The organism is Neisseria dentiae, assembly GCF_024580525.1.
Classification (GTDB): domain Bacteria; phylum Pseudomonadota; class Gammaproteobacteria; order Burkholderiales; family Neisseriaceae; genus Neisseria; species Neisseria dentiae_A.
Genome location: NZ_JANIKQ010000005.1, coordinates 113,256 through 133,836, shown reverse-complemented (window position 1 = coordinate 133,836; position 20,581 = coordinate 113,256). Strand labels below are relative to the sequence as shown.

18 protein-coding genes and 4 pseudogenes are annotated in these 20,581 nt (G+C 50.8%); 19 read left to right on the top strand and 3 right to left on the bottom strand.

Annotated features, from left to right (window positions below; genetic code table 11):
* From NQ012_RS05000 to NQ012_RS04950, 12 genes and pseudogenes are all read left to right on the top strand, one after another.
* Positions 1 to 732 (top strand): VENN motif pre-toxin domain-containing protein (locus tag NQ012_RS05000; protein ID WP_257066515.1); only part of this gene is annotated, 732 nt, incomplete at its 5' end.
* Complete coding sequence (locus NQ012_RS04995) at positions 729 to 1,028, top strand: hypothetical protein (protein WP_257066514.1); 300 nt, start codon at positions 729 to 731, stop codon at positions 1,026 to 1,028. The genes NQ012_RS05000 and NQ012_RS04995, both read left to right, overlap by 4 nt.
* Before the next feature lie 66 nt (positions 1,029 to 1,094).
* Positions 1,095 to 1,271: pseudogene (locus tag NQ012_RS13055) on the top strand (VENN motif pre-toxin domain-containing protein); the annotation flags it as partial.
* Positions 1,272 to 1,451: 180 nt separating this feature from the next.
* On the top strand, positions 1,452 to 2,075 hold the full coding sequence (locus NQ012_RS04990) for a hypothetical protein (RefSeq protein WP_306440818.1): 624 nt from the start codon (positions 1,452 to 1,454) through the stop codon (positions 2,073 to 2,075).
* On the top strand, positions 2,075 to 3,013 hold the full coding sequence (locus NQ012_RS04985; RefSeq protein WP_257066512.1) for an immunity 49 family protein: 939 nt from the start codon (positions 2,075 to 2,077) through the stop codon (positions 3,011 to 3,013). The genes NQ012_RS04990 and NQ012_RS04985 overlap by 1 nt, the downstream gene beginning before the upstream one ends.
* Positions 3,014 to 3,132: 119 nt before the next feature.
* Positions 3,133 to 4,711 (top strand): annotated as a pseudogene (locus NQ012_RS04980) (DUF637 domain-containing protein); the annotation flags it as partial.
* Between the two features lie 14 nt (positions 4,712 to 4,725).
* Positions 4,726 to 4,989 (top strand): hypothetical protein, encoded by a 264-nt coding sequence (locus NQ012_RS04975; RefSeq protein WP_257066511.1) that lies wholly within the window; start codon positions 4,726 to 4,728, stop codon positions 4,987 to 4,989.
* Positions 4,990 to 5,071: 82 nt separating this feature from the next.
* Positions 5,072 to 7,264 (top strand): annotated as a pseudogene (locus tag NQ012_RS04970) (DUF637 domain-containing protein); the annotation flags it as partial.
* A gap of 1 nt (position 7,265) precedes the next feature.
* On the top strand, positions 7,266 to 7,766 hold the full coding sequence (locus tag NQ012_RS04965) for a hypothetical protein (RefSeq protein ID WP_257066508.1): 501 nt from the start codon (positions 7,266 to 7,268) through the stop codon (positions 7,764 to 7,766).
* A 122-nt stretch (positions 7,767 to 7,888) separates the two neighbouring features.
* Positions 7,889 to 8,404 (top strand): annotated as a pseudogene (locus tag NQ012_RS04960) (DUF637 domain-containing protein); the annotation flags it as partial.
* Positions 8,405 to 8,415: 11 nt separating this feature from the next.
* A complete protein-coding gene (locus NQ012_RS04955; protein WP_257066507.1) occupies positions 8,416 to 8,790 on the top strand; it encodes a DUF596 domain-containing protein in 375 nt (124 codons plus the stop codon).
* Positions 8,791 to 9,049: 259 nt separating this feature from the next.
* Positions 9,050 to 9,880, top strand: coding sequence for an integrase core domain-containing protein (locus tag NQ012_RS04950; protein ID WP_257066506.1), 831 nt, complete (start codon positions 9,050 to 9,052; stop codon positions 9,878 to 9,880).
* Between the two features lie 189 nt (positions 9,881 to 10,069).
* Here NQ012_RS04950 and NQ012_RS04945 read toward each other — a convergent pair whose 3' ends face one another.
* The gene (locus NQ012_RS04945) at positions 10,070 to 11,482 is read right to left on the bottom strand and encodes an amino acid permease (protein WP_373566634.1); all 1,413 of its coding nucleotides are present in this window, start codon (positions 11,480 to 11,482) and stop codon (positions 10,070 to 10,072) included.
* Positions 11,483 to 11,927: 445 nt separating this feature from the next.
* On the opposite strand from NQ012_RS04945, the gene NQ012_RS04940 reads away from it, so the two are divergent.
* Positions 11,928 to 13,484 (top strand): TerC family protein, encoded by a 1,557-nt coding sequence (locus NQ012_RS04940; RefSeq protein ID WP_257066504.1) that lies wholly within the window; start codon positions 11,928 to 11,930, stop codon positions 13,482 to 13,484.
* A 291-nt stretch (positions 13,485 to 13,775) separates the two neighbouring features.
* On the opposite strand, the gene NQ012_RS04935 is transcribed toward NQ012_RS04940, so the two are convergent.
* The gene (locus tag NQ012_RS04935) at positions 13,776 to 15,284 is read right to left on the bottom strand and encodes a catalase (RefSeq protein ID WP_257066503.1); all 1,509 of its coding nucleotides are present in this window, start codon (positions 15,282 to 15,284) and stop codon (positions 13,776 to 13,778) included.
* 289 nt (positions 15,285 to 15,573) lie between these two features.
* Between NQ012_RS04935 and NQ012_RS04930 the strand changes: the two genes are divergently transcribed.
* The 6 genes from NQ012_RS04930 to NQ012_RS04905 all read left to right on the top strand — a co-directional run bounded on the left by NQ012_RS04930 (position 15,574) and on the right by NQ012_RS04905 (position 18,895).
* Positions 15,574 to 15,810: an RNA-binding S4 domain-containing protein gene (locus tag NQ012_RS04930; protein WP_257066502.1), complete on the top strand. Its 237-nt coding sequence runs from the start codon at positions 15,574 to 15,576 to the stop codon at positions 15,808 to 15,810.
* On the top strand, positions 15,791 to 16,003 hold the full coding sequence (locus tag NQ012_RS04925) for a hypothetical protein (protein WP_257066501.1): 213 nt from the start codon (positions 15,791 to 15,793) through the stop codon (positions 16,001 to 16,003). The genes NQ012_RS04930 and NQ012_RS04925 overlap by 20 nt, the downstream gene beginning before the upstream one ends.
* A gap of 9 nt (positions 16,004 to 16,012) precedes the next feature.
* Positions 16,013 to 16,849, top strand: a complete 837-nt coding sequence (locus NQ012_RS04920) for a PHP domain-containing protein (protein ID WP_257066519.1) — start codon at positions 16,013 to 16,015, stop codon at positions 16,847 to 16,849.
* A gap of 146 nt (positions 16,850 to 16,995) precedes the next feature.
* Complete coding sequence (locus tag NQ012_RS04915) at positions 16,996 to 17,379, top strand: ACP-like domain-containing protein (RefSeq protein WP_257066500.1); 384 nt, start codon at positions 16,996 to 16,998, stop codon at positions 17,377 to 17,379.
* A gap of 160 nt (positions 17,380 to 17,539) precedes the next feature.
* Positions 17,540 to 18,160, top strand: a complete 621-nt coding sequence (locus NQ012_RS04910) for an L-threonylcarbamoyladenylate synthase (RefSeq protein ID WP_257066499.1) — start codon at positions 17,540 to 17,542, stop codon at positions 18,158 to 18,160.
* 84 nt (positions 18,161 to 18,244) lie between these two features.
* Positions 18,245 to 18,895 (top strand): site-2 protease family protein, encoded by a 651-nt coding sequence (locus tag NQ012_RS04905; RefSeq protein WP_257066498.1) that lies wholly within the window; start codon positions 18,245 to 18,247, stop codon positions 18,893 to 18,895.
* Between the two features lie 76 nt (positions 18,896 to 18,971).
* On the opposite strand, the gene rng is transcribed toward NQ012_RS04905, so the two are convergent.
* Positions 18,972 to 20,468: a ribonuclease G gene (gene rng, locus NQ012_RS04900; protein ID WP_085366135.1), complete on the bottom strand. Its 1,497-nt coding sequence runs from the start codon at positions 20,466 to 20,468 to the stop codon at positions 18,972 to 18,974.
* Between the last annotated feature and the right edge of the window lie 113 nt (positions 20,469 to 20,581).

The window sequence follows — 20,581 nt, the reverse complement described above, 5'->3', positions numbered from 1 at the left end:
GACGGCGCAATCGGCGCGGCCGTGGGGGAGATTGTAGGGGAGGCTCTGACAAACGGCAAAACCCCTGCCGCCCTGACGGCCAAAGAGCGCGAACAAATCTTGGCATACAGCAAACTGGTTGCCGGCAGCATGGTTGCGCTGAATAATGGCGATGTGAATGCGGCTGCGAATGCGGCGCAGGTGGCGGTGGAGAGTAATGCTCTAAAATGGACAAGTACAACTGCTGCCGAAATCAAAAAAGAAGCAGAACAGCGGAAAAAACAAGATGACTGGGTTTCAATTCTATTGCCTGCTCATGCTGCGGTTTTATCCAAAGAGGGAGAGGCGGCAGATCTGAGTAATTTCAGAGGAGGTTTAAGGAATATATCGTTGTCAGGAGCGGTTGTGTCGGGTTATAGCCCTGTAGTTCTTGTTGGAGGGAAGACGTATTTCGTTGCTTCTAGTGCTTCTGTTGTACAAGGTGCTGTTATTTCAACTTTTGTAGAAGGCCAACCTTATAGGGTATCGGACTTAGCTTACGATGCTACATTGGGAGTATTAATCAACAGAACTACAGGTAAAATGGTTACATGGGCAAATACAGATAATAAAACTATACAACGATATTTAAAAATAAAAGGGGAGACTACTAATTATGTTCTTGGAAAAGGAGCGTCTGAAACAATCAATCACATATTGAAAGATAAAAATACGGTATTGGTTGAAGTTCCTGAGTGGAGGAAATCAAAATGATTAAATACCATGAAAAAAAATCAAATCTTTATAACTTTAGTATGATTGCTAGCGTTGTGATAGAAATAAACATTGATATTTTGTTGAAAATATTTAACATTGATAGTAGAAATAAATTAAATATTGTTATATTTTTATCATTTTTAATATTTTATGTGGAAATGATATGTGTATTATTTATTTTTCAATGGTCGGTAATAATTAGCTATGAAGGATTACTGTATATGCTTGGATTAAGTGTTTTTATCTTTTTTCTATGCCGTTCATATCTTCCTTATTGGGAAGATGAGCTATGATAATTTAGCCTGTGTAGGTGCGGTTAATTGTTCCCAAAGTGTAACCTGTAACAGGTAAGGCCGTGGGGGGAGATTGCAGGGGAGGCGTTGACCAACGGTAAAACCCCTGCCGCCCTGACGGCCAAAGAGCGCGAGCAAATCTTGGCATACAGCAAACTGGTTGCCGGCACGGTAAGTGGTGTGGCGGGCGGCGATGTGAATACGGCTGCGAATGCGGCGGAGGTGGCAATAGAAAAAAATATGTATTACCCCAGATGCGTTGGTGCAAGTTGCGATAAATTGCAAAAAGAACAGCAAGAATGGATACGCAAGAATCCTGAAGAATATCGGGAAGTTTTGTTGTTTCAGACAGGCTTTATTCCGGTAATCGGGGATATACAGAGCTTTGTAGAAGCACAAACTGTGGCCGATTACCTGTTTGCCTTGTTGGGTGTGGTGCCGGGAGTGGGAGAAGCACGTCAAGCTTATAAGACGGCGGAAACCGCCAAAGATTTGCAAGGCATGAAAAAAGCCTTAGACAATGCCGCAACTATCGCGACGGAACGCGGTTACGTGAACAAAACCAAAATCAAAGTCGGTCAAACTGAATTACGAGTTACTTCAGCAACCGACCAACAACTGCTGAAAACCATCAGCGCAGGGAAAGACGCAACAGGTAAAGCAACCGAGCAGCTATTTGACTCTTTAGCCAAACAAAACGGCTTCAAAGTGCTTTCGGGCGGGAAATACGGCAGCAATAACGGTTTCGACCACGTATGGCAGGCGGCCGACGACAGCGTGGTGATTGTGGTTGATAGCAAGCAGATTAGGAACGGTACGGTGCAGTTGAATCCGAATGGGGCGGGCGGGTATACGCAGATGAGTGAGGCATGGATTAGACAAGTTATTACTAATTTACCAGATAATGATCCCATCAAAAATATCCTTCGAGAAGCAGTACGCTCAGGTAAAATCAAAACTGCCGTTGCTGGCGTAGACCGTCAAACAGGAAAAGCAGTTATTTTGCCGGTTGAAGTGCCTTCTAAAGCAACCATAAGGAGAAAATAATGGCAGCCAATATAATGACTACGCCAAAATGGTATGAGCATATTGTAGATGTAATTATAGGTACCACTCAAAGATTTAATAGAGAGAAAAGTGCTGATAGCATAGAGTATATTGATAAAAGAAAGGGATCTCCGATTGGAGCGATGTGTGTCATTTCTATAGATGTTTATGCTGCATGCTCACATGCCTATCTGTTTGAGCACAACCTTAAAAAATTCAAGCAGTATGCTTATGTTCACAGCAAACTTGAAATACTGGCAAGTATGGGCTGGGCTGACCCCGCACCTTTCTTCTTCCCTTGCGACATGCTCAATATACAGAATCCGATGTTTCTGATGCTGATGAGCGACAGCCCTCAGTTGCGCGAATTTCTGGTTCGCAATATTGACAACATTGCCAACGACACCGAGGCTTTCGCAGACCGCTACGACCTCAACCGCCATATGATCTACAACACGCTGTTGATGGTGGAGGGTAAACAGCTTGAAAGACTAAAACAGCGCAGTTTGAACGTATTGGAATGTCCCACTCCCAACAAATGGCTGCAAAAGCGGCTGTACGACTACCGCTTCTTTCTAGCTTTCGCCGAGCAGGATGCGGAGGCGATGAAATCCGCCTTAATGCCGCTTTTCGATAAAAAAACGGCACGTATGGCTGCCAAAGAAACATTGAGCTATTTCGATTTCTATCTCCAGCCGCAAATCGTTACCTATGCCAAAATCGCCTCCATGCACGGTTTCGATTTGGGTATAGACCACGAAATCGCGCCTAGGGATCTGATTGTTTACGACCCACTACCGGCGGATGAATATCAAGACATCTTCGATTTTATGAAGCAATATGACTTGTCGTACCCGTATGAATATCTCCAAGATTGGGTGGATTACTATACGTTCAAAACCGACCAATTGGTATTTGGTAATGCAGCGCGGGAGTAAACCATAAACTCCCTGAACAGAAACTGTTTTATAGATTACAATTTGAGGCCGCCTGAAAAAATTTAAAACTTTCAGACGGTCTTTTCTTATTCAAAACCACGCTTTTGACCGTATGGTAAAAACAGGCAGGACGCGGTAGTACTATCGAAACGCTGAAGCTGCCGAGTTAAGCTGACTGCTCCCGGCGGCTATATCGCCGACATTCCCAAAGGCAACCTCAAAGCCGAAATCGAAAAGCTGGCCAAACAGCCCGAGTATGCCTATCTGAAACAGCTTCAGACGGCCAAAAATGTCGATTGGCAACAGGTGCAGCTCGCCTACGACAAATGGGACTATAAACAGGAAGGCTTAACCGGAGCCGGAGCAGCGATTATCGCCCTGGCGGTAGCGGCGGTAACCGGGGGAGTCGGTGCCGGTTTGATTGGCGCAGCACAGGGAACCGCATCTGCCGCTCTAGCCAACGCGGCATTCACTTCGCTGGCCACCCAAGCGTCCATTTCCCTGATCAACAACAAAGGCAATATCGGTAAAACCCTGAAAGAGCTGGGCAGAAGCCGCACGGTGAAAAACATAGTAGTTGCCGCCGCCACCGCAGGCGTATCCAACAAAATCGGTGCTTCCGCACTGGCCAATGTCAGCGATACCCAATGGGTCAACAACATGACCGTGAACCTGGCCGATGCCGGCAGCGCCGCGTTGATTACTACGGCGGTAAACGGCGGCAGCCTGAAAGACAATCTGGAAGCGAATATCCTTGCGGCTTTGGTGAATACCGCACACGGAGAGGCGGCCAGTAAGATCAAAGGGCTGGATCAGCACTACATTGCCCATAAGATAGCCCATGCCGTAGCGGGCTGTGCGGCAGCGGCTGCGAATAAGGGCAAGTGTCAGGACGGCGCGATTGGTGCGGCCGTGGGGGAGATTGTCGGGGAGGCTTTGGTTAAGAATACCGATTTCAGCGGTATGACTGCTTCTGAAATTGAAAAAGTTAAAGCAAATATTACTGCGTATGCAAAATTGGCAGCCGGAGCGACTGTAGGTGTTACCGGAGGCAATGTTGATGTGGCGGCAAATGCTTCCGAAACAGCTGTTAAAAATAATGCGTTAGATATTATTTGGGATATCGGCAACCTCGTATGGGACGGCGGTAAATGGATTTACGCCAAATCTATTGGCGATAAGCAGATGGCGCGGGAAGCGGCAATTGATTTTGGTGTGGATGCAGTCGCAACTGCTACTCCCTTTGTTCCGGCAGGTGCGACTAAAATCAGCCGGGGCGGGGCTTATATTCTGAAGGCGGGAGACGAAGCAGTTGATACGGCTAAGGCCATACAGGAAATCCACAAGCAGACCGGAATCAGGCTTACTTATGATAAGGTTAATAAGGTTTGGACGACACCTGCGGGGTTGGATTATGGGTTACATCGAAAGGATGGAAATAGGATCAAACATGTTTTAAAGCATACCGTTCCAAATCCAAATAAACCTATACATACTGTGTTCACAGTATCAAGAAAAGAGGTGCTACCTTTGATTGATGAGGCGTGGAAGAGAAAAGGGACTCCTTTGCCAAACGATCCCCGTAGCTACTTAGTTGATATGAAAAAGGTCATTGGAACAAATGGCGAAACAAAATTACGCATTGTTGTAGAAACGAAAGGCAGTAATAAAATTACTACCGCATATCCTCAAAAATAAAAGTGGAGTATTCTATGGATAGAAAAATCAAAATATGCCCTGCTTGTGAACAAGGCTACCTTTATCATGCAAAGCCTAAATATTTCTCTGAAGAAATTATACTTTGCGATGAATGTGATGCCGTATGGCTTAAAGATATGGAAATATATTACGGCGAGTACGACAAAGATTTCTTCTCTTATGTTCCTTTTATGGAGGCGCACGGTATAAAGGGGGAAGATATTTGGGAGGGTGAGTTATTTGATCACCCGTATTATGAGGATGAAAAGTTTAAATAATTGATTTTCTGTTCCCCGAATTTGGGAAATATCATGATATTTTAAACCCAAATATTATTTAAAGCAGCAATAGGCCGTCTGAATATCCATTTTTCAGACGGCCTCAATGCAACTGCTGGCAGCCGAAGGCATTCACCAACACCAATTGAATGTTCAGAAAAGCACCCGTTTCATCGGTATCAAAGTGGGGAAAAGCAATTACAGCAAAAACGAGTTGAACGAAACCAAACTGCCCGTACGCGTGATCGCCCAAACAGCCAAAACCCGTTCCGGCTGGGATACCGTACTCGAAGGCACCGAATTCAAAACAACCCTTTCCGGAGCCGACATACAGGCAGGGGTGGGCGAAAAAGCCCGTGCCGATGCGAAAATTATCCTCAAAGGCATCGTTAACCGTATCCAAACCGAAGAAAAGTTGGAATCCAATTCAACCGTTTGGCAAAAGCAGGCCGGCCAAGGCAGCACGGTGGAGACGCTGAAGCTGCCGAGTTTTGAAGGGCCGGCGCTGCCCAAGCTGACCGCCCCCGGCGGCTACATCGCCGACATCCCCAAAGGCAATCTCAAAGCCGAAATCGAAAAGCTGGCCAAACAGCCCGAATACGCCTACCTGAAACAGCTTCAGACGGCCAAGAACGTCGATTGGAAACAGGTGCAGCTCGCCTACGACAAATGGGGTTATAAACAGGAAGGCTTAACCGGAGCAGGAGCCGCGATTATCGCCCTGGCGGTAGCGGCGGTAACCGGAGGCGCAGGAGCAGGCCTTATCGGAGCGGCACAGGGCACCGCATCGGCAGCTATGGCCGATGCCGCCTTTACAGCTTTGATCAGTCAGGCTTCCATTTCGCTGATCAACAACAAAGGCGATATCGGCAAAACCCTGAAAGAATTGGGCAGAAGCCGCACGGTGAAAAACATAGTGGTTGCCGCCGCCACCGCAGGCGTATCCAACAAAATCGGTGCTTCCGCATTGGCCAATGCTAGCGATACCCGATGGGTCAACAGCATGACCGTGAACCTGGCTGATGCCGGCAGCGCCGCGCTGATTCATACCGCGGTAAACGGCGGCAGCCTGAAAGACAATTTGGAAGCGAATATCCTTGCGGCTTTGGTGAAAAGCGCGCACGGAGAAGCGGCGAGCAAAATCAAAGGGCTGGATCAGCACTATCTTGCCCACAAGATAGCCCATGCCGTAGCGGGCTGTGCGGCAGCGGCGGCGAATAAGGGCAAATGCCAAGACGGCGCAATCGGCGCGGCCGTGGGGGAGATTGTAGGGGAGGCTCTGACAAACGGCAAAAGCCCTGCCGCCCTGACGGCCAAAGAGCGCGAACAAATCCTGGCATACAGCAAACTGGTTGCCGGCACGGTAAGCGGTGTGGCGGGCGGCGATGTGAATACGGCTGCGAATGCGGCAGCCGTAGCGGTGGAAAAAAATGTGCTGAATTTTGCAAGCACGTCTACCAATGCCAAAAAGCATCAGCCGAAACAGCCCGACAAAAGCGCATTGGAAAAGCTGATCCAAGCTATTGCGCCCGCACATACGGCCGGAGCAATAGCTAATCCCCAAGATAAGGAAGCGGCTCTTTGGATAAGCAAAATCCGTAACGGTATTACAGGGCCGATAGTGATTACCAGCTACGGTGTATATGCAGCAGGCTGGGGGACTCCGCTGATAGGCAGTGCGGGCAAGCTGGCCGTTACTGCCTGTATGGGAAACCCTTCAGGCTGTACGGTAATGGTTACTCAGGCAGCCGAAGCGGGAGCCGGATTGGCGACGGGTGCGGTAACGGTTTCAAACAGTTGGGAAGGTGCAGTAGGTTCGCTTGCCAAGGCGAAGGCGGCTAAGCAGGCAGTATCAGCTCAGACAGTTAAAAAATTAGATGATTTAATGTATGAATCGCAACATATAGGAGCTGTGAATACGCGTATCAATATAGCGAATAATATCACTCGATACACCCCGATGAGACAGACAGGTCAACCTGTATCTGCTGGCTTTGAACATGTGCTTGAAGGTCATTTCTATAGACCGATTGCCAATAATCGTTCAATTTTTACTATTTCTCCAAACGAATTGAAGGATATACTTCAAAGCAATAAGGTAGTTTCTTCTTCTGTACATATGACTGCTGATGGTTTATATATGAGAACTGTTGATGTAAGGAGGATTATTGGTACCACTTCTATTAAAGAAGGTGGAAAACCTACAAGTGTGATTAAAGTATTTACTGATAAAGCAGGAAATTTAATTACTGCATATCCAGTGAAAGGAAACTAATATGAGCCATTTGGAAAAAAAATATATTTTAGAATTGGATTCTGCTTTAAGTGATTTAGATGATAGCTCTACATCATTTGAGTTGTTAGAAATTATTATTTCATGGTTATCAAATGATTTTGTTATTAATGAATTTAAGAAACTAGGCTATGACTTCAGCAAATACGTACATATGGAACCTGAAAAATATCCTATTGAAAAATCTATCTTGAGTAAAGAGGAAATTGTTTATTTTAAAAACAATATTCGTCGAAAAAAGTTAAACAAAAAATTTAAGTTTCAATATTTTGCACAGTATATTAGAGATACTTTGGAGCATTTATTTATTGAACATATTGAAAGAGCTTGTCCAAATTGCGAATGGGGTGAAATGCAAAAATTAGAAGAAAAAGGTACACATAAAGATGTATATCTTTGCACTCAATGCGGGAATGCTTTTTATGCTGATAATTCACAAATTATATCGAATTCATCGTTGGTTATTCCTATTAAACCCAGCTAGTTAGTTGTAGGTAACTCATTATCTACGTATTTTGATAATTTTCTGTTTTTATTAAAAAATCATGTCGCCTGAAACTTAACAAGGTGAAGTTTCAGACGTTATCAACATAATTGCTGAATACAGTAGGTTCGCTTGCCAAGGCGAAGGCGGCTAAGCAGGCAGTATCAGCTCAAACTGCCAACCAATTGGCTAATCTGGTCAAAGCCGAGCAGCAAACTTTAGCCAGAATTACCCAACGCGATTTACAACTTGCCGCATGGAAAACGGGTTTTAACGGAAGGGTTAGAAAAGGAGCAGGGGTACTTGATGCCGGCAATATTCTTTTGATAATTAACGGACGAACCATTAAACCTATTGGGGCAATGAGTTTGAGAGGCACGCCTGTTTACAATGGTGTTAGTGAACAGGAGATATTTGCGCTGTATCGGCAGATGACGGGGCAAAATCCTGATTTTAGAAAACTACCGAAAGGCTCGTTAGCTAATGGTTATATTACAACTGGTGAATGGGCTGGAGCACAAGTGGTTTTAAGAGGATTTTCAAAAAGTGTAAATCAAACAGGATCTAAATGGACATTGGAAATTCAACATACCCCTAATACGGTTTCTTCAAAAAGAATTGAATTAAAATTTCAATAAGGATTTGATAGATGAATAAAAAATTAAAAATAGAAATTTTATATTTTGCTACAGATATTAAAGATCTATTTGCAACATATAAAGATAAAATGTCGTATGATATCAAAGATACAAATTTGAAAAACAACTTCTGTTCTTTTTTAGAGGAACTTCTTGAGGATGGTTCAATTCGTTTAAGTAGTTATACCGACGGTATGGGCATACCGCTAAATGGAACTTCCAAAGAACAGGTTCAGAAACTAAAAGACATATGGCCGACTTTAGAAGATGCTCAAGCAATATGGCCAGAAGACCCTTGGTATTACTTGGAATGGCTTTGGTGGGATATTACATGCACGATAGATTTGGTCGATTTGCCAAATATTGATATTTATGAGAAAGCATAATATCCAAGGCCTCAAGATCGCAGCAGCCAAGCAGCAGCTCAATATTCCGGCTACAGCAAGCGTATATAGTGAGTTGGCTAGGTTTATCTGCGCTATAGTGTCTTGGCACTCGGGGGCAATTTCCTACTCAACTGGGTATGTGAATAATATGTTGTTATCCACAAGAGTGGGAATATACAAGGATGAGCACTTGTTGCCCACATAACTTAATGTGTAGGAAAAGCTAGCGTTGTTTACAGTATTTGAAAGACAATACTGCATGAACATCCATAAAAATACCCGGCTAACCCCGCATAACCGCCAGGCCATTTGGCGCGCTTATACACAAGGCAAAATCAGTGTAACCTCGTTGGCACAACAATACCGTGTCAGCAGAGTAACGATTTACCGCATACTCAAAGCAGCCCGGTTGCGGCTACTCACCTCGCAAAAAAGCACCAACAACCGCTTTAAACAAGCCAAATACGGCATGAAACGCCCGGCTAAAGTTGAGCGGGAAATCGAAGAGAAACTCAAAAAACAGGCAAAGCGTTACAACAAATCCTATCCCGGCGAAATGGTTCATTTCGATACCAAACGGCTGCCTTTGCTACAAAACCAAAAAGCAACCGACCCTCGGGATTATCTGTTTGTTGCCATTGATGATTTTTCCCGCGAGCTGTATGCTGCAATATTGCCGGACCGTACAGCAGCCGGCGCAGCCAAATTTCTTTTGCGCGATGTGACAGATTGTTGCCCCTATACCATCGAATGCGCCTATTCCGACAACGGTGTCGAATATCGTGGCAATGCGGAGCACCCGTTTGGCATTGCCTGTGTGCAAAACAACATAAGCCAAAAATTCACCCGTGTTGCCCGGCCGCAAACCAATGGTAAAGCCGAGCGGGTTATCCGTACCTTAATGGAAATGTGGCATGACAAGCATCCGTTTAAGGATTCGGCACACCGGCAAAAAGAGTTATGTCGTTTTGTTAACTTTTATAACACCGTCAAGCCCCACAAGAGCCTGAAAGGCGACACCCCTTTTGAGGTTTTACAGGCTTCATTCCCAACCTGTTGTGTAAACGCCCCGACCTTTTCCTACACCTGAGACCTTTGCAAAATTCTTTTAGGCACCTTAAAACACTTGCGTTATGCTCGGGCTTGACCTGAGCATCTGTTTGTTTTAGAAGAAAAAGAGATACCCGGGTCAAGCCCGGGTATGACGAAATATTATAGATTCAGGATTAAAACAGCTTTTTTGCAAAGGTCTCGGCCTGATCGATTTACTGCTCAGCCGTTAATGCGCATCTTGGCTCAAATCCACCTGTTCCAGCGGAACCTTGCGCGTTTTGTAACGCAGCTTGTGGTAGAAATAAAAGCCCAAAAACACCGGCAGGCCCATATAGGTAATCACCAGTCTGTCCCAATCGAAGCTGCCTTTGAGCACCAGCTCCGTGTCTTGGCCGATAATCACCAGCACGCACAAGGCCAGTGCCAGCAGCGAGCCGAAGGGGAACCATTTGGCGCGGTAAACGAGGGCGTTCAAATCTTTGCCCTGCGCGATATAGGCGCGGCGGAAGCGGTAGTGGCTCACGGCGATGCCCAGCCAGGCGATAAAACCGGTTAAGCCCGAGGCGGCCAGAATGTATTGATACATTTTGTCGCTCACCAGTTGCAGCGTGAACACCAACATCACCACGGCGGCGGTGGCCAGCAGCGAAACCACCGGCACGCCGGCGGCGTTGGTGCGGGCGAAGGTTTTGTAGGCAAGGCCGTCTTTACCCATGGCGTAGAGCATACGGGTGGAGGCATACATACCCGAATTGCCCGCCGACAGAATCGAGGTGAGGATTACGGCGTTCATCACGGCGGCGGCGAAAGCCAAACCGGCGCGCTCGAACACCAGCGTAAACGGCGACTTGGCGATTTCGTTCACATCGGCGCCCAACAGCTGCGGGCTGGTGTAGGGAATCAGCAGGCCGATAACCAGAATGGCGAGAATGTAGAAAATCAGAATCCGCCAGAAAACCTGTTTCACGGCTTTGGGAATGCTTTCTTCGGGGTTTTCCGATTCGCCGGCGGTGATGCCGATAAGCTCGGTTCCCTGAAACGAGAAACCGGCAATTAGAAACACCCCCAACACGGTGAGAAACTGCCCGCCGATGCCGTCGCCCAAAAACGGCGCATCGCCCATCGTCATATTGCTCAGGCCGACATATTGGCCGCCGAGTATGCCGAAAATGGTGAGCAGGCCCACGCCGAGAAACACAATCACGGTAATCACTTTAATCAGCGCAAACCAATATTCCGATTCGCCGTAGGCGCGCACCGACAAGGTGTTGAGCAGGAAAATCATCGCGAAAAACAGCAGGCTCCACGCCCACGGCGCCATAAACCGCATCGGCTCCCAATAGGTGATGACCACGGCGGCAATCACCACGTCGGCAGCCACCGTAATCACCCAGTTGAACCAATAGTTCCAGCCCAGCGCGAAACCCAGCGACGGATCGACGAAGCGCGAGGCATAGGTGCTGAACGAGCCGGAAGTGGGCAGGTAGGTGGCCATTTCGCCCAGGGAAGTCATTAAAAAATACACCATCAGGCCGATGGCGGCATAAGCCAAAAGCGCACCGCCCGGCCCCGCCGCGCTGATGGCGGTGCCGCTGGCCATAAACAGGCCGGTGCCGATGGAACCGCCGATGGCAATCATGGATAAGTGCCGCGTTTTCAAACGGCGTTTTACCTGCGTGTTGTGTTGTATATCAGACATAATCAATATTGGGCGCAAAGCCGCAAGAAAGGTAGATAAAGCATGAATGATAACCGAAAAAACGCGCGGCCGTGCAGGTATAGCGGCATAACTTGATACCGGCCGCCGCCGTGCGGCGGAAATCCGATTTTCACCGGGCTGCGCCGGCGGTTTGCAAAGGCCGTCTGAAATCGGCGGCAGGCTTTCAGACGGCCTTTCTCTTCCTTAAAAAGCATGAAAATGATAAACTGCTGATTCCATATTATTTTAAGGCATACACTTCTATGAAAGACGCGGAGCAGAGCAGTTATACCGACGCCCTTCGTGTATGCACCGTTTCCACAGGCAGGCCGAGAAACCATCCGGCCTGCCTGTTTTCATTCTAAAAACAAGGATTTAAACCATTATGGATTTCAGTTGGTTGGCCGAGCCGCAAACGTGGATAGGCTTTGCAACGCTGTTGATACTCGAAGTGGTGCTCGGCATCGACAACCTCGTGTTTGTGGCGATTCTGGCCAACAAAGTCAAACCCTCGCTGCGCGACAAAGCCCGCATCACCGGCCTTGCGCTGGCCGTGGCGATGCGCGTGGTGATGCTCGGCTTTATGGCGCACATCATCACGCTCACCAAACCGTTTTTGGAATGGGGCAGCCTTTCCGTGTCGGGCAAAGACCTCATCATGTTTGCCGGCGGCCTGTTCCTGCTTTACAAAGCCACCACCGAACTGCACGAACGCCTGGAAGGGCATAACCAGATTACGATTGCCGACACCCACAAAAAACATTCGCCGTTTTGGGGCGTGGTGGCGCAAATCCTGATATTGGACGCGGTGTTTTCCATCGATTCGGTGATTACCGCCGTGGCCATGGTCGACCACATCGTCGTGGCGATGGCCGCCGTGGTGGTGGCGATGACGGTGATGATTCTGGCCAGCAAACCGCTCACCGAGTTTGTCGATAAACACCCCACCGTGGTGATGCTGTGTTTGGGCTTCTTGCTGATGATCGGTTTCAGCCTGATTGCCGAAGCTTTCCACTTCCACATCCCCAAAGGCTACCTCTATGCCGCTATCGGCTTCTCGATTCTGATTGAAATATTCAACCAGATTTCGCAGAAAAACGTTCGCAAAAACGACTACATCAGCCGCTCGTGGCGGCAGCGCACGGCCGATAACGTACTGGGCATGATGGGCATACGCGAAAGCGTGCTGGCCACCGCCGGCGGCAGCCCCGACGACAGCGGCCATTTTGAAGAAAACGAAAAATCCATGATACGCAGCGTGCTGATGCTGGCCGAACGCCCGATACTCGGCGTGATGATTCCGCGCCGCGACATCGAGCGGCTCGACATTTCGCAAAGCAAAGAAGAGCAGCACGCCCAACTGCAAAATACCCCCTACAGCCGCCTGCTGGTGGTGGGTAAAGCCGGAGTAGACGAGCCGCTGGGCTACATCAACAAAAAAGACCTGCTCACCCAATTGCTGGAGCACGGCGAAATGAACGTTCAGACGGCCTTGCGCCAACCGCTGGTGCTGCCCGACAGCACCAGCGCGCTCAACGCCATCGAGCTGTTCCGCAAAAGCAGCGCCGACTACGCACTGGTGGTGGACGAATTCGGTGCCGTGCTCGGCATGGTAACCATGAAAGATTTAATGGAAACCATCGCCGGCGAATTTCCCGAAGCCTTCGAGCGCGAAGAAGAGCCTATGCTGCAAGCCAACCCCGACGAAAGCCTGACGGTGGACGGCGCGCTCGAATATGTGGAGCTGGCCCCGCAACTCAATCTGCCGCCGCCTGCGGAAGATGCCGACTACCACACCGTGGCCGGGCTGATTATGGAAGAGCTGCAAAGTATTCCCGATGTGGGCGACCATATCGATTTCCACGGTTGGCGATTTGAAGTAACCGAAAAAGAAGGCCAGCGCATCGAGCGGGTGAACATCACCAAACTGCCGGAAGAATAAGCAAATCCGCTTATCTGCTACCTGTCGTCATACCCGGGCTGGGCCCGGGTATCTTTTTTGTTCCGAAAGAAATAACAGATACCCGGGTCAAGCCCGGGTATGACGGTATATATAGTATGACGGCAGGCAGGTGTTTATCGGATATCCGGAACAATTTTGCAAAAGTCTCAGGCCGTCTGAAAACCTATGCGGCATGGTTTTCAGACGGCCTGTTTCAGACGGAACGGCCACCTTAACGTTTGTGATAACGCTTAACGGCTTCGGCCAATAATTCGCCGATTTCAAACCACATTACAGCAGCCCCGGTTGGCCCAACGCGGGATCGCTCGCGCGGGCGGCTTCGGCATCGGCCACGGACAAGCCCAAGGCTTTGGCCACGCCTTCGCCGTAGGCCGGGTCGCATTTCACGCAGTTGCGGATATGGCGGTATTTGATGAAGTCCGGCGCATCGCCCATGGCAGCGGCGGTGTTGTCGAACAGGGCTTGCTTCTGTTCGGCGTTCATCAAATTAAACAGCGCGCGCGGCTGGCTGAAATAATCGGCATCGTCTTCGCGGTAGTTCCAATGGGCGGCATCGCCGTTGATTTTCAGCGGCGGCTCGGCGTATTGCGGTTGCTCTTGCCATTGGCCGAAACTGTTGGGTTCATAATGCGGCAGACCGCCGTAGTTGCCGTCCACGCGGCCGTAACCGTCGCGGGCGTTGCTGTGCACGGGGCAGCGCGGTGCGTTGACCGGAATCTGGTTGCGGTTCACGCCCAAGCGGTAGCGTTGCGCGTCGGCATAGTTAAACAGGCGCGCTTGCAGCATTTTGTCGGGCGATACGCCGATGCCGGGCACGAGGTTGCTCGGTGCGAAAGCGGATTGCTCCACGTCGGCAAAGAAGTTTTCGGGGTTTTTGTTCAGCTCGAACTCGCCCACTTCGATCAGCGGGTAATCGCCTTTCGGCCATACTTTGGTGAGGTCGAACGGATGATACGGCACTTTTTCGGCATCGGCTTCGGGCATGATTTGCACATACATTTTCCATTTCGGGAAATCGCCGCGCTCGATGGCTTCATACAAATCTTTCTGATGGCTTTCGCGGTCTTTGCCGATCACGGCTTCCGCTTCGGCGTTGCTCAGGTTTTCAATGCCTTGCTGGGTGCGGAAGTGGAATTTCACCCAGAAGCGCTCGCCGTTTTTGTTCCAGAAGCTGTAAGTGTGCGAGCCGAAGCCGTGCATGTGGCGGTAAGATTTCGGAATACCACGGTCGCTCATCACGATGGTGACTTGGTGGAAGGCTTCGGGCAAGAGCGTCCAAAAATCCCAGTTGTTGGTGGCGCTGCGCATATTGGTGCGCGGGTCGCGTTTCACCGCTTTGTTCAAATCGGGAAACTTACGCGGGTCGCGCAGGAAGAACACGGGGGTGTTGTTGCCCACCATATCCCAGTTGCCTTCTTCGGTGTAGAACTTCAGCGCGAAACCGCGGATGTCGCGCTCGGCATCGGCCGCGCCGCGCTCGCCGGCCACGGTGGTGAAGCGGGCGAACATTTCGGTTTTTTTGCCCACTTCGCTGAACAGAGCGGCGCGGGTGTATTGGGTGATGTCGTTGGTAACGGTAAACGTGCCGAACGCGCCTGATCCTTTGGCGTGCATACGGCGCTCGGGAATCACTTCGCGCACGAAGTCGCCGAGTTTTTCGTTCAGCCACAAATCCTGTGCCAGCAGAGGGCCGCGCGGGCCGGCGGTGAGGCTGTTTTGGTTGTCGGCAACGGGCGCGCCGTTGCTCATGGTGAGATGGGTTACCGGGCATTTGCTCATGGTTTGTGCTCCTTTGGTTGGAGGTGGTTTGTTGAAACGCTTGAAAACGGCGGGGTTTTGAGTGTGTGTTCGAGTGCGGGCGGGCCTGTTTGCCGCCCTTTGGTGTGTTGCCGTGCTTGCACTATACGCTAACCCAGCAGCCGTTAAAACTATGATTGCGATTAATTTTAGATATTTTTAATTAATAATTAATTATTGATAGCTGTTGTTAAATTAATGATGGAAGAGTCTGTTTTCGCGTAAAATATGACCGTTATCTGCCTACTACCTGTAAAGAAACAGAAATACCATGCACGCCACCGTATATTTAGAAGACAACGAATACATCGCCTTGTGCGACCTGCTCAAACTGGCAGGCCTAACCGACAGCGGCGGCCAGGCCAAAGCGGCGATTGCCGACGGGCTGGTGTTGCGCAACGGCGAAACCGAAACCCGCAAAACCGCCAAAATACGCGGCGGCGAGGTGATTGAGTTTAACGGCACGGTGCTGGAAATCGAAAACGGTTATGACCCCGAAGAAACTTAAACCCGAAGACCTGCTGCCCGAACCCGTGCGCCCCGAAGCGTGGGAATGCTGCGGCAGCGATTGCGGCGATGCGTGTATCCAAACGATTTATTGGAACGAAAAAGCCGCCTACGACGCGCAGCAGAAACAGTGGCAGGCGCAGCTTGCCGAAGAAGCCGCCGTACAAACGGGCGGCACGGATAAGGCCGTCTGAAAGGCGATGATGATAGACCTGCACTGCCATTCCAATATTTCAGACGGCCTGTTAAGCCCCGCCGAAGTGGTGCGGCTGGCGCACGCCAACGGCTGCACCCTGCTCGCGCTCACCGATCACGACCACACCGGCGGGCTGGCCGAAGCGCGCGCCGAAGCGCAAAAATGCGGCATCCGCCTGATTAACGGTGTGGAAATTTCCGTTACCTGGCGCAAACGCACCGTGCATATCGTCGGGCTGGATTTCGACGACGGCAACGAAGATTTGCAAAACCTGCTGGCCGAAGTGCGCAAAGGCCGTCTGAAACGGTTGGAAGCGATTGCCGCCAAGCTCGAAAAGAAAGGCATTTCCGGCGCATACGAAGGTGCGCTTGCCCTGGCCGCCAACCCCGAAATGGTGTCGCGCACCCATGTGGCCGAATTTCTGATTAACGCAGGCCATGTGCGCAACAAACAACAGGCGTTCACCAAATATCTGGGCGACGGCAAACCGGTCTCCGTGCCGCACGAATGGGCGGATTTGGCCGCAGCCGTGGCCGCAATCAGAGGCGCGGGCGGTTTGGCCGTTATCGCCCACCCCATGCGCTACGGCTTTTCCGCCACCGCCAAGCGCAACCTGTTTGAAGAATTCAAAGCGGCGGGCGGAGCGGCCATCGAAGTGCACAGCGGCAACTGCGACAAAAACGACCGCTTAAACTATGCCCTGTTGGCCGAACGCTACGGCCTGTTGGCCAGCGCCGGCAGCGATTTCCACCGGCAGGGCGATTACAGCGGCGGCATCTTGGGCGCCTGCCCCGAACTGCCCGGCAACTGCAAACCCGTTTGGGATTTTTTTCAGACGGCCTGAAACGGTTTACCTAAGATTTCATTTGCTTGTGCCTCCCAAACAAAATAATTCATATAATGCGGCACATCTGTTATCCGGCATATTGGCCGACGGCAGATACGAAAGATATAATCTGAAAACGTTCAACTTTTATGAAAGAGCGAAACATGAAGAAAGTATTGTCAACCGCATTATTGGTTGCCGCCACACTGGCGGCCGGCGTTGCCCATGCCGACGATATTCCCGGCAAGGCAGTGAAAAAGTCTTCAGTACAATACACCTGCCAGCAAGGCAAAAAAGTGAAAGTAACCTACGGTTTCAACAAACAAAACCTGCCGGTTTACGCTTCTGCCTATGTAAACGGCAAAACCCGCCGCATGCCCATCAACCTCAACCGTTCCGATGATGTGGAAACCATTTTCGGCGACGAAAACAATTTCTCGTTGAGCACCGACTACATGACGCGCCAAAACCACCGTCAAAAAGCGGTGATGATTACCTCGCCCTCGCAGGAAATCGTTTACAAATCCTGCATGCCTCGCAAACGTTGATACCGTGCAATAGCGGAAGGCCGTCTGAAAACATTTCAGACGGCCTTTATGATTGTATGGCGTTTATAATTGCATGGCGGCCGTTTCGCCCCCATATCACTTGCACGGCGGCATTTTCAGTTACAATTCCGCCAAACCATCAACCGGCAAGGAACACAGCATGGCACAATTTTTCGCCATCCACCCCGACAACCCGCAAGAGCGCCTGATCAAACAGGCGGCGGAAATCATCAAACAAGGCGGCATCGTGGTTTACCCCACCGATTCCTGTTACGCACTCGGCTGCCACTTGGGCGACAAAGAAGCGATGGAGCGCATTTTGCGCATCCGTCAAATCGACCAGAAACACCACCTCACGCTGATGTGCGCCGATTTGAGCGAGCTGGGCACTTACGCCAAAGTCGATAACAGCCAGTTCCGCCAGCTCAAGGCCGCAACTCCGGGCAGTTATACCTTTATCTTGCAGGCCACCAAAGAAGTGCCCAACCGCACCCTACACCCCAAACGCAAAACCATCGGTCTGCGAGTGCCCGACAACAAAATCGCGCTTGCCCTGTTGGCCGAACTGGGCGAGCCGCTGTTAAGCTGCACCCTGATGCTGCCCGAAGACAGCGAACCCTTAACCGACCCCTACGAAATCCGCGACCGCTTGGAGCACAGCGTCGATTTGGTGATTGACGGCGGCTGGTGCGGCACCGAGCCGACCACCGTTATTGATATGACCGACGGCGTGGAACTCGTGCGCGAAGGCAAGGGCGATAAAAGCCTGTTCGGGTTGTAAGGCCGTCTGAAAACCTGCAAAGGTTTCATCATGGTGCGGCCGGTTTTCAGACGGCCGGGATTACTTTAATTCAAAAGGAAAACTATGTTTCAAAACTTCGATTTGGGCACTTTCTTACTCGCATTGGTGCCGGTGTTGCTGGCGATAACCGTACACGAAGCCGCCCACGGTTACGCCGCGCGTTATTGGGGCGACCGCACCGCCGAGCAGCTCGGCAGGCTCACGCTCAATCCGCTGGCGCATATCGACCCCGTCGGCACGATTTTGGTGCCGATAGTGATGTTTCTGCTTACGCCGTTTTTATTCGGCTGGGCCAAGCCCGTGCCCATCGTGCCGCGCAATTTCCGCAATATGCGCCTGGGGCTGCGCATGGTGGCGGTGGCCGGGCCGCTGTCCAATCTGGCGATGGCGTTCGGCTGGGGTTTGGTGTTTGCGCTGGCGCCCCATGTGCCCGAGTCGTTCCAATACCCGCTGGGCGAAATGGCCAAATACGGCGTGTTGATTAACGCCGTGCTGTTCGTGCTCAATATGCTGCCGGTGCTGCCGCTCGACGGCGGCCGTTTCGTCGACAGCTTCCTGCCCCCCCGCACGTCGATGCAGTTTCAGAAAATCGAGCCTTACGGCACTTGGATTATCCTGATTCTGCTGGTAACGGGGCTGTTGAGCAAAATCATGATGCCGTTTGTGGCGGGCATCATCACGCTGGTGAGTTCGGTTACGGGGTTGTTTTTCTAGCGGGTCTAAATAAAAGCCCAACGTTTGTTGTGAACGTTGGGCTTTTTTAATGGTGGGGCAGGGCGGGTTGCCGCGCCTACATCAGCACGATATCGTATTGTTCCTGCGTATAGGCCGTTTCAACCGCCAACGAAATCGGTTTGCCGATAAAGTCGATCAGCATGGCCAGCGACTGCGACTCTTCGTCGAGAAAGAGGTCGATAACATTCGGCGCGGCGAGAATGCGGAATTCTTTGGCATCGTAACGGCGGGCTTCGCGCACGATTTCGCGCTGGATTTCATAACACACGGTTTGCGGGGTTTTCAGACGGCCTCTGCCTTGGCACGACGGGCAGGGTTCGCACAGAACATGGCTTAGGTTTTCGCGGGTGCGCTTGCGGGTCAGCTCCACCAGGCCGAGGCTGGTGAAGCCGTTGAGGGTAACGCGGGTGCGGTCGAAGCTCAGGGCTTTGGCCAGCTCTTGCAGCACGGCTTCGCGGTGGGTGTCGTGCGCCATGTCGATAAAGTCGATGATGATGATGCCGCCGAGGTTGCGCAGGCGCAGCTCGCGGGCGATGGTGTGGCAGGCTTCGAGGTTGGTGCGGAAGATGGTTTCGTCGAAATTGCGCGCACCCACGAAACCGCCGGTGTTCACATCGATGGTGGTCATGGCTTCGGTGGCTTCGATAATCAGGTAGCTGCCGAAGTTGAGGTTGACGCGCGGTTGCAGGGCGCGGTTGATTTCCTGCTCGACGTTGTGGCTTTCAAACAGCGGCCGCTCACCTTTAAACAGGCGGATTTTGCCGGCGGCGCCCGGCACATACAGCTCGGCGAATTCCTGCATGCGTTGGTGGTTTTCTTTGGAATCGACCAGAATTTCGCGGGTGTTGTCGCTGAACATATCGCGCAGCACGCGCAGGCTTAAGGGCAGATCTTGATACAGCAGGGTTTCGGGAGGCCGGGTTTTGGCCTGATGCTGGATGTTTTCCCACACTTTGGTGAGATAGCCGATATCGGCCTGCAATTCGGCATCGCTGGCGTTTTCGGCACTGGTGCGGATGATATAGCCTTGCCCCGCGCCGTTTTCGGGCAGCAGGTTTTCTAAGCGGCTGCGCAGGCTGTTGCGTTCTTCTTCGTCTTCGATGCGTTGCGAAATGCCGATATGGTCTTCCTGCGGCAGGTGCACGAGAAAGCGCCCGGCCAGCGAAATTTGGGTGGAAAGGCGCGCGCCTTTGGTGTTGATGGGGTCTTTGATCACCTGCACCAATACCGATTGGCCTTCAAACAGCATATGCTCGATACGCTGGGTTTCGTCGGGGTTGCGGCGCTGTTCGAGCACATCGACGATATGCAGAAACGCGGCCCGCTCCAAGCCGATGTCGATAAACGCGCTCTGCATGCCGGGCAGCACGCGGCGTACCACGCCCAGATAGATGTTGCCTACCAGTCCGTGGCCGCTGTTGCGTTCGATATGCAGTTCGCAGATATTGTTTTCTTCCAACACCGCCACGCGCGTTTCCTGCGGCGTGATGTTGACCAGCACGGTTTCGGGCGGGCGCACCGTGTCTTTGGGCAGGGGAATACCGTTTAACATAAATCACTCGTTAAATATAAAAATACTTTTGCAATCGGCTCTCGGAAAAAGCCGATTGCAAAAGTGTTTTCGGGTTTTGGGGCAGGTGTGAATGATACGCTAAAGGCATGGTT

Coding starts and splice junctions, on each gene's coding strand:
- NQ012_RS04995 (WP_257066514.1), top strand. CDS start 729: ATGATTAAATACCATGAAAAAAAATCAAATCTTTATAACTTTAGTATG.
- NQ012_RS04985 (WP_257066512.1), top strand. CDS start 2,075: ATGGCAGCCAATATAATGACTACGCCAAAATGGTATGAGCATATTGTA.
- NQ012_RS04975 (WP_257066511.1), top strand. CDS start 4,726: ATGGATAGAAAAATCAAAATATGCCCTGCTTGTGAACAAGGCTACCTT.
- NQ012_RS04965 (WP_257066508.1), top strand. CDS start 7,266: ATGAGCCATTTGGAAAAAAAATATATTTTAGAATTGGATTCTGCTTTA.
- NQ012_RS04955 (WP_257066507.1), top strand. CDS start 8,416: ATGAATAAAAAATTAAAAATAGAAATTTTATATTTTGCTACAGATATT.
- NQ012_RS04950 (WP_257066506.1), top strand. CDS start 9,050: ATGAACATCCATAAAAATACCCGGCTAACCCCGCATAACCGCCAGGCC.
- NQ012_RS04945 (WP_373566634.1), bottom strand. CDS start 11,482: ATGATTGCCATCGGCGGTTCCATCGGCACCGGCCTGTTTATGGCCAGC.
- NQ012_RS04940 (WP_257066504.1), top strand. CDS start 11,928: ATGGATTTCAGTTGGTTGGCCGAGCCGCAAACGTGGATAGGCTTTGCA.
- NQ012_RS04935 (WP_257066503.1), bottom strand. CDS start 15,284: ATGAGCAAATGCCCGGTAACCCATCTCACCATGAGCAACGGCGCGCCC.
- NQ012_RS04930 (WP_257066502.1), top strand. CDS start 15,574: ATGCACGCCACCGTATATTTAGAAGACAACGAATACATCGCCTTGTGC.
- NQ012_RS04925 (WP_257066501.1), top strand. CDS start 15,791: ATGACCCCGAAGAAACTTAAACCCGAAGACCTGCTGCCCGAACCCGTG.
- NQ012_RS04920 (WP_257066519.1), top strand. CDS start 16,013: ATGATAGACCTGCACTGCCATTCCAATATTTCAGACGGCCTGTTAAGC.
- NQ012_RS04915 (WP_257066500.1), top strand. CDS start 16,996: ATGAAGAAAGTATTGTCAACCGCATTATTGGTTGCCGCCACACTGGCG.
- NQ012_RS04910 (WP_257066499.1), top strand. CDS start 17,540: ATGGCACAATTTTTCGCCATCCACCCCGACAACCCGCAAGAGCGCCTG.
- NQ012_RS04905 (WP_257066498.1), top strand. CDS start 18,245: ATGTTTCAAAACTTCGATTTGGGCACTTTCTTACTCGCATTGGTGCCG.
- rng (WP_085366135.1), bottom strand. CDS start 20,468: ATGTTAAACGGTATTCCCCTGCCCAAAGACACGGTGCGCCCGCCCGAA.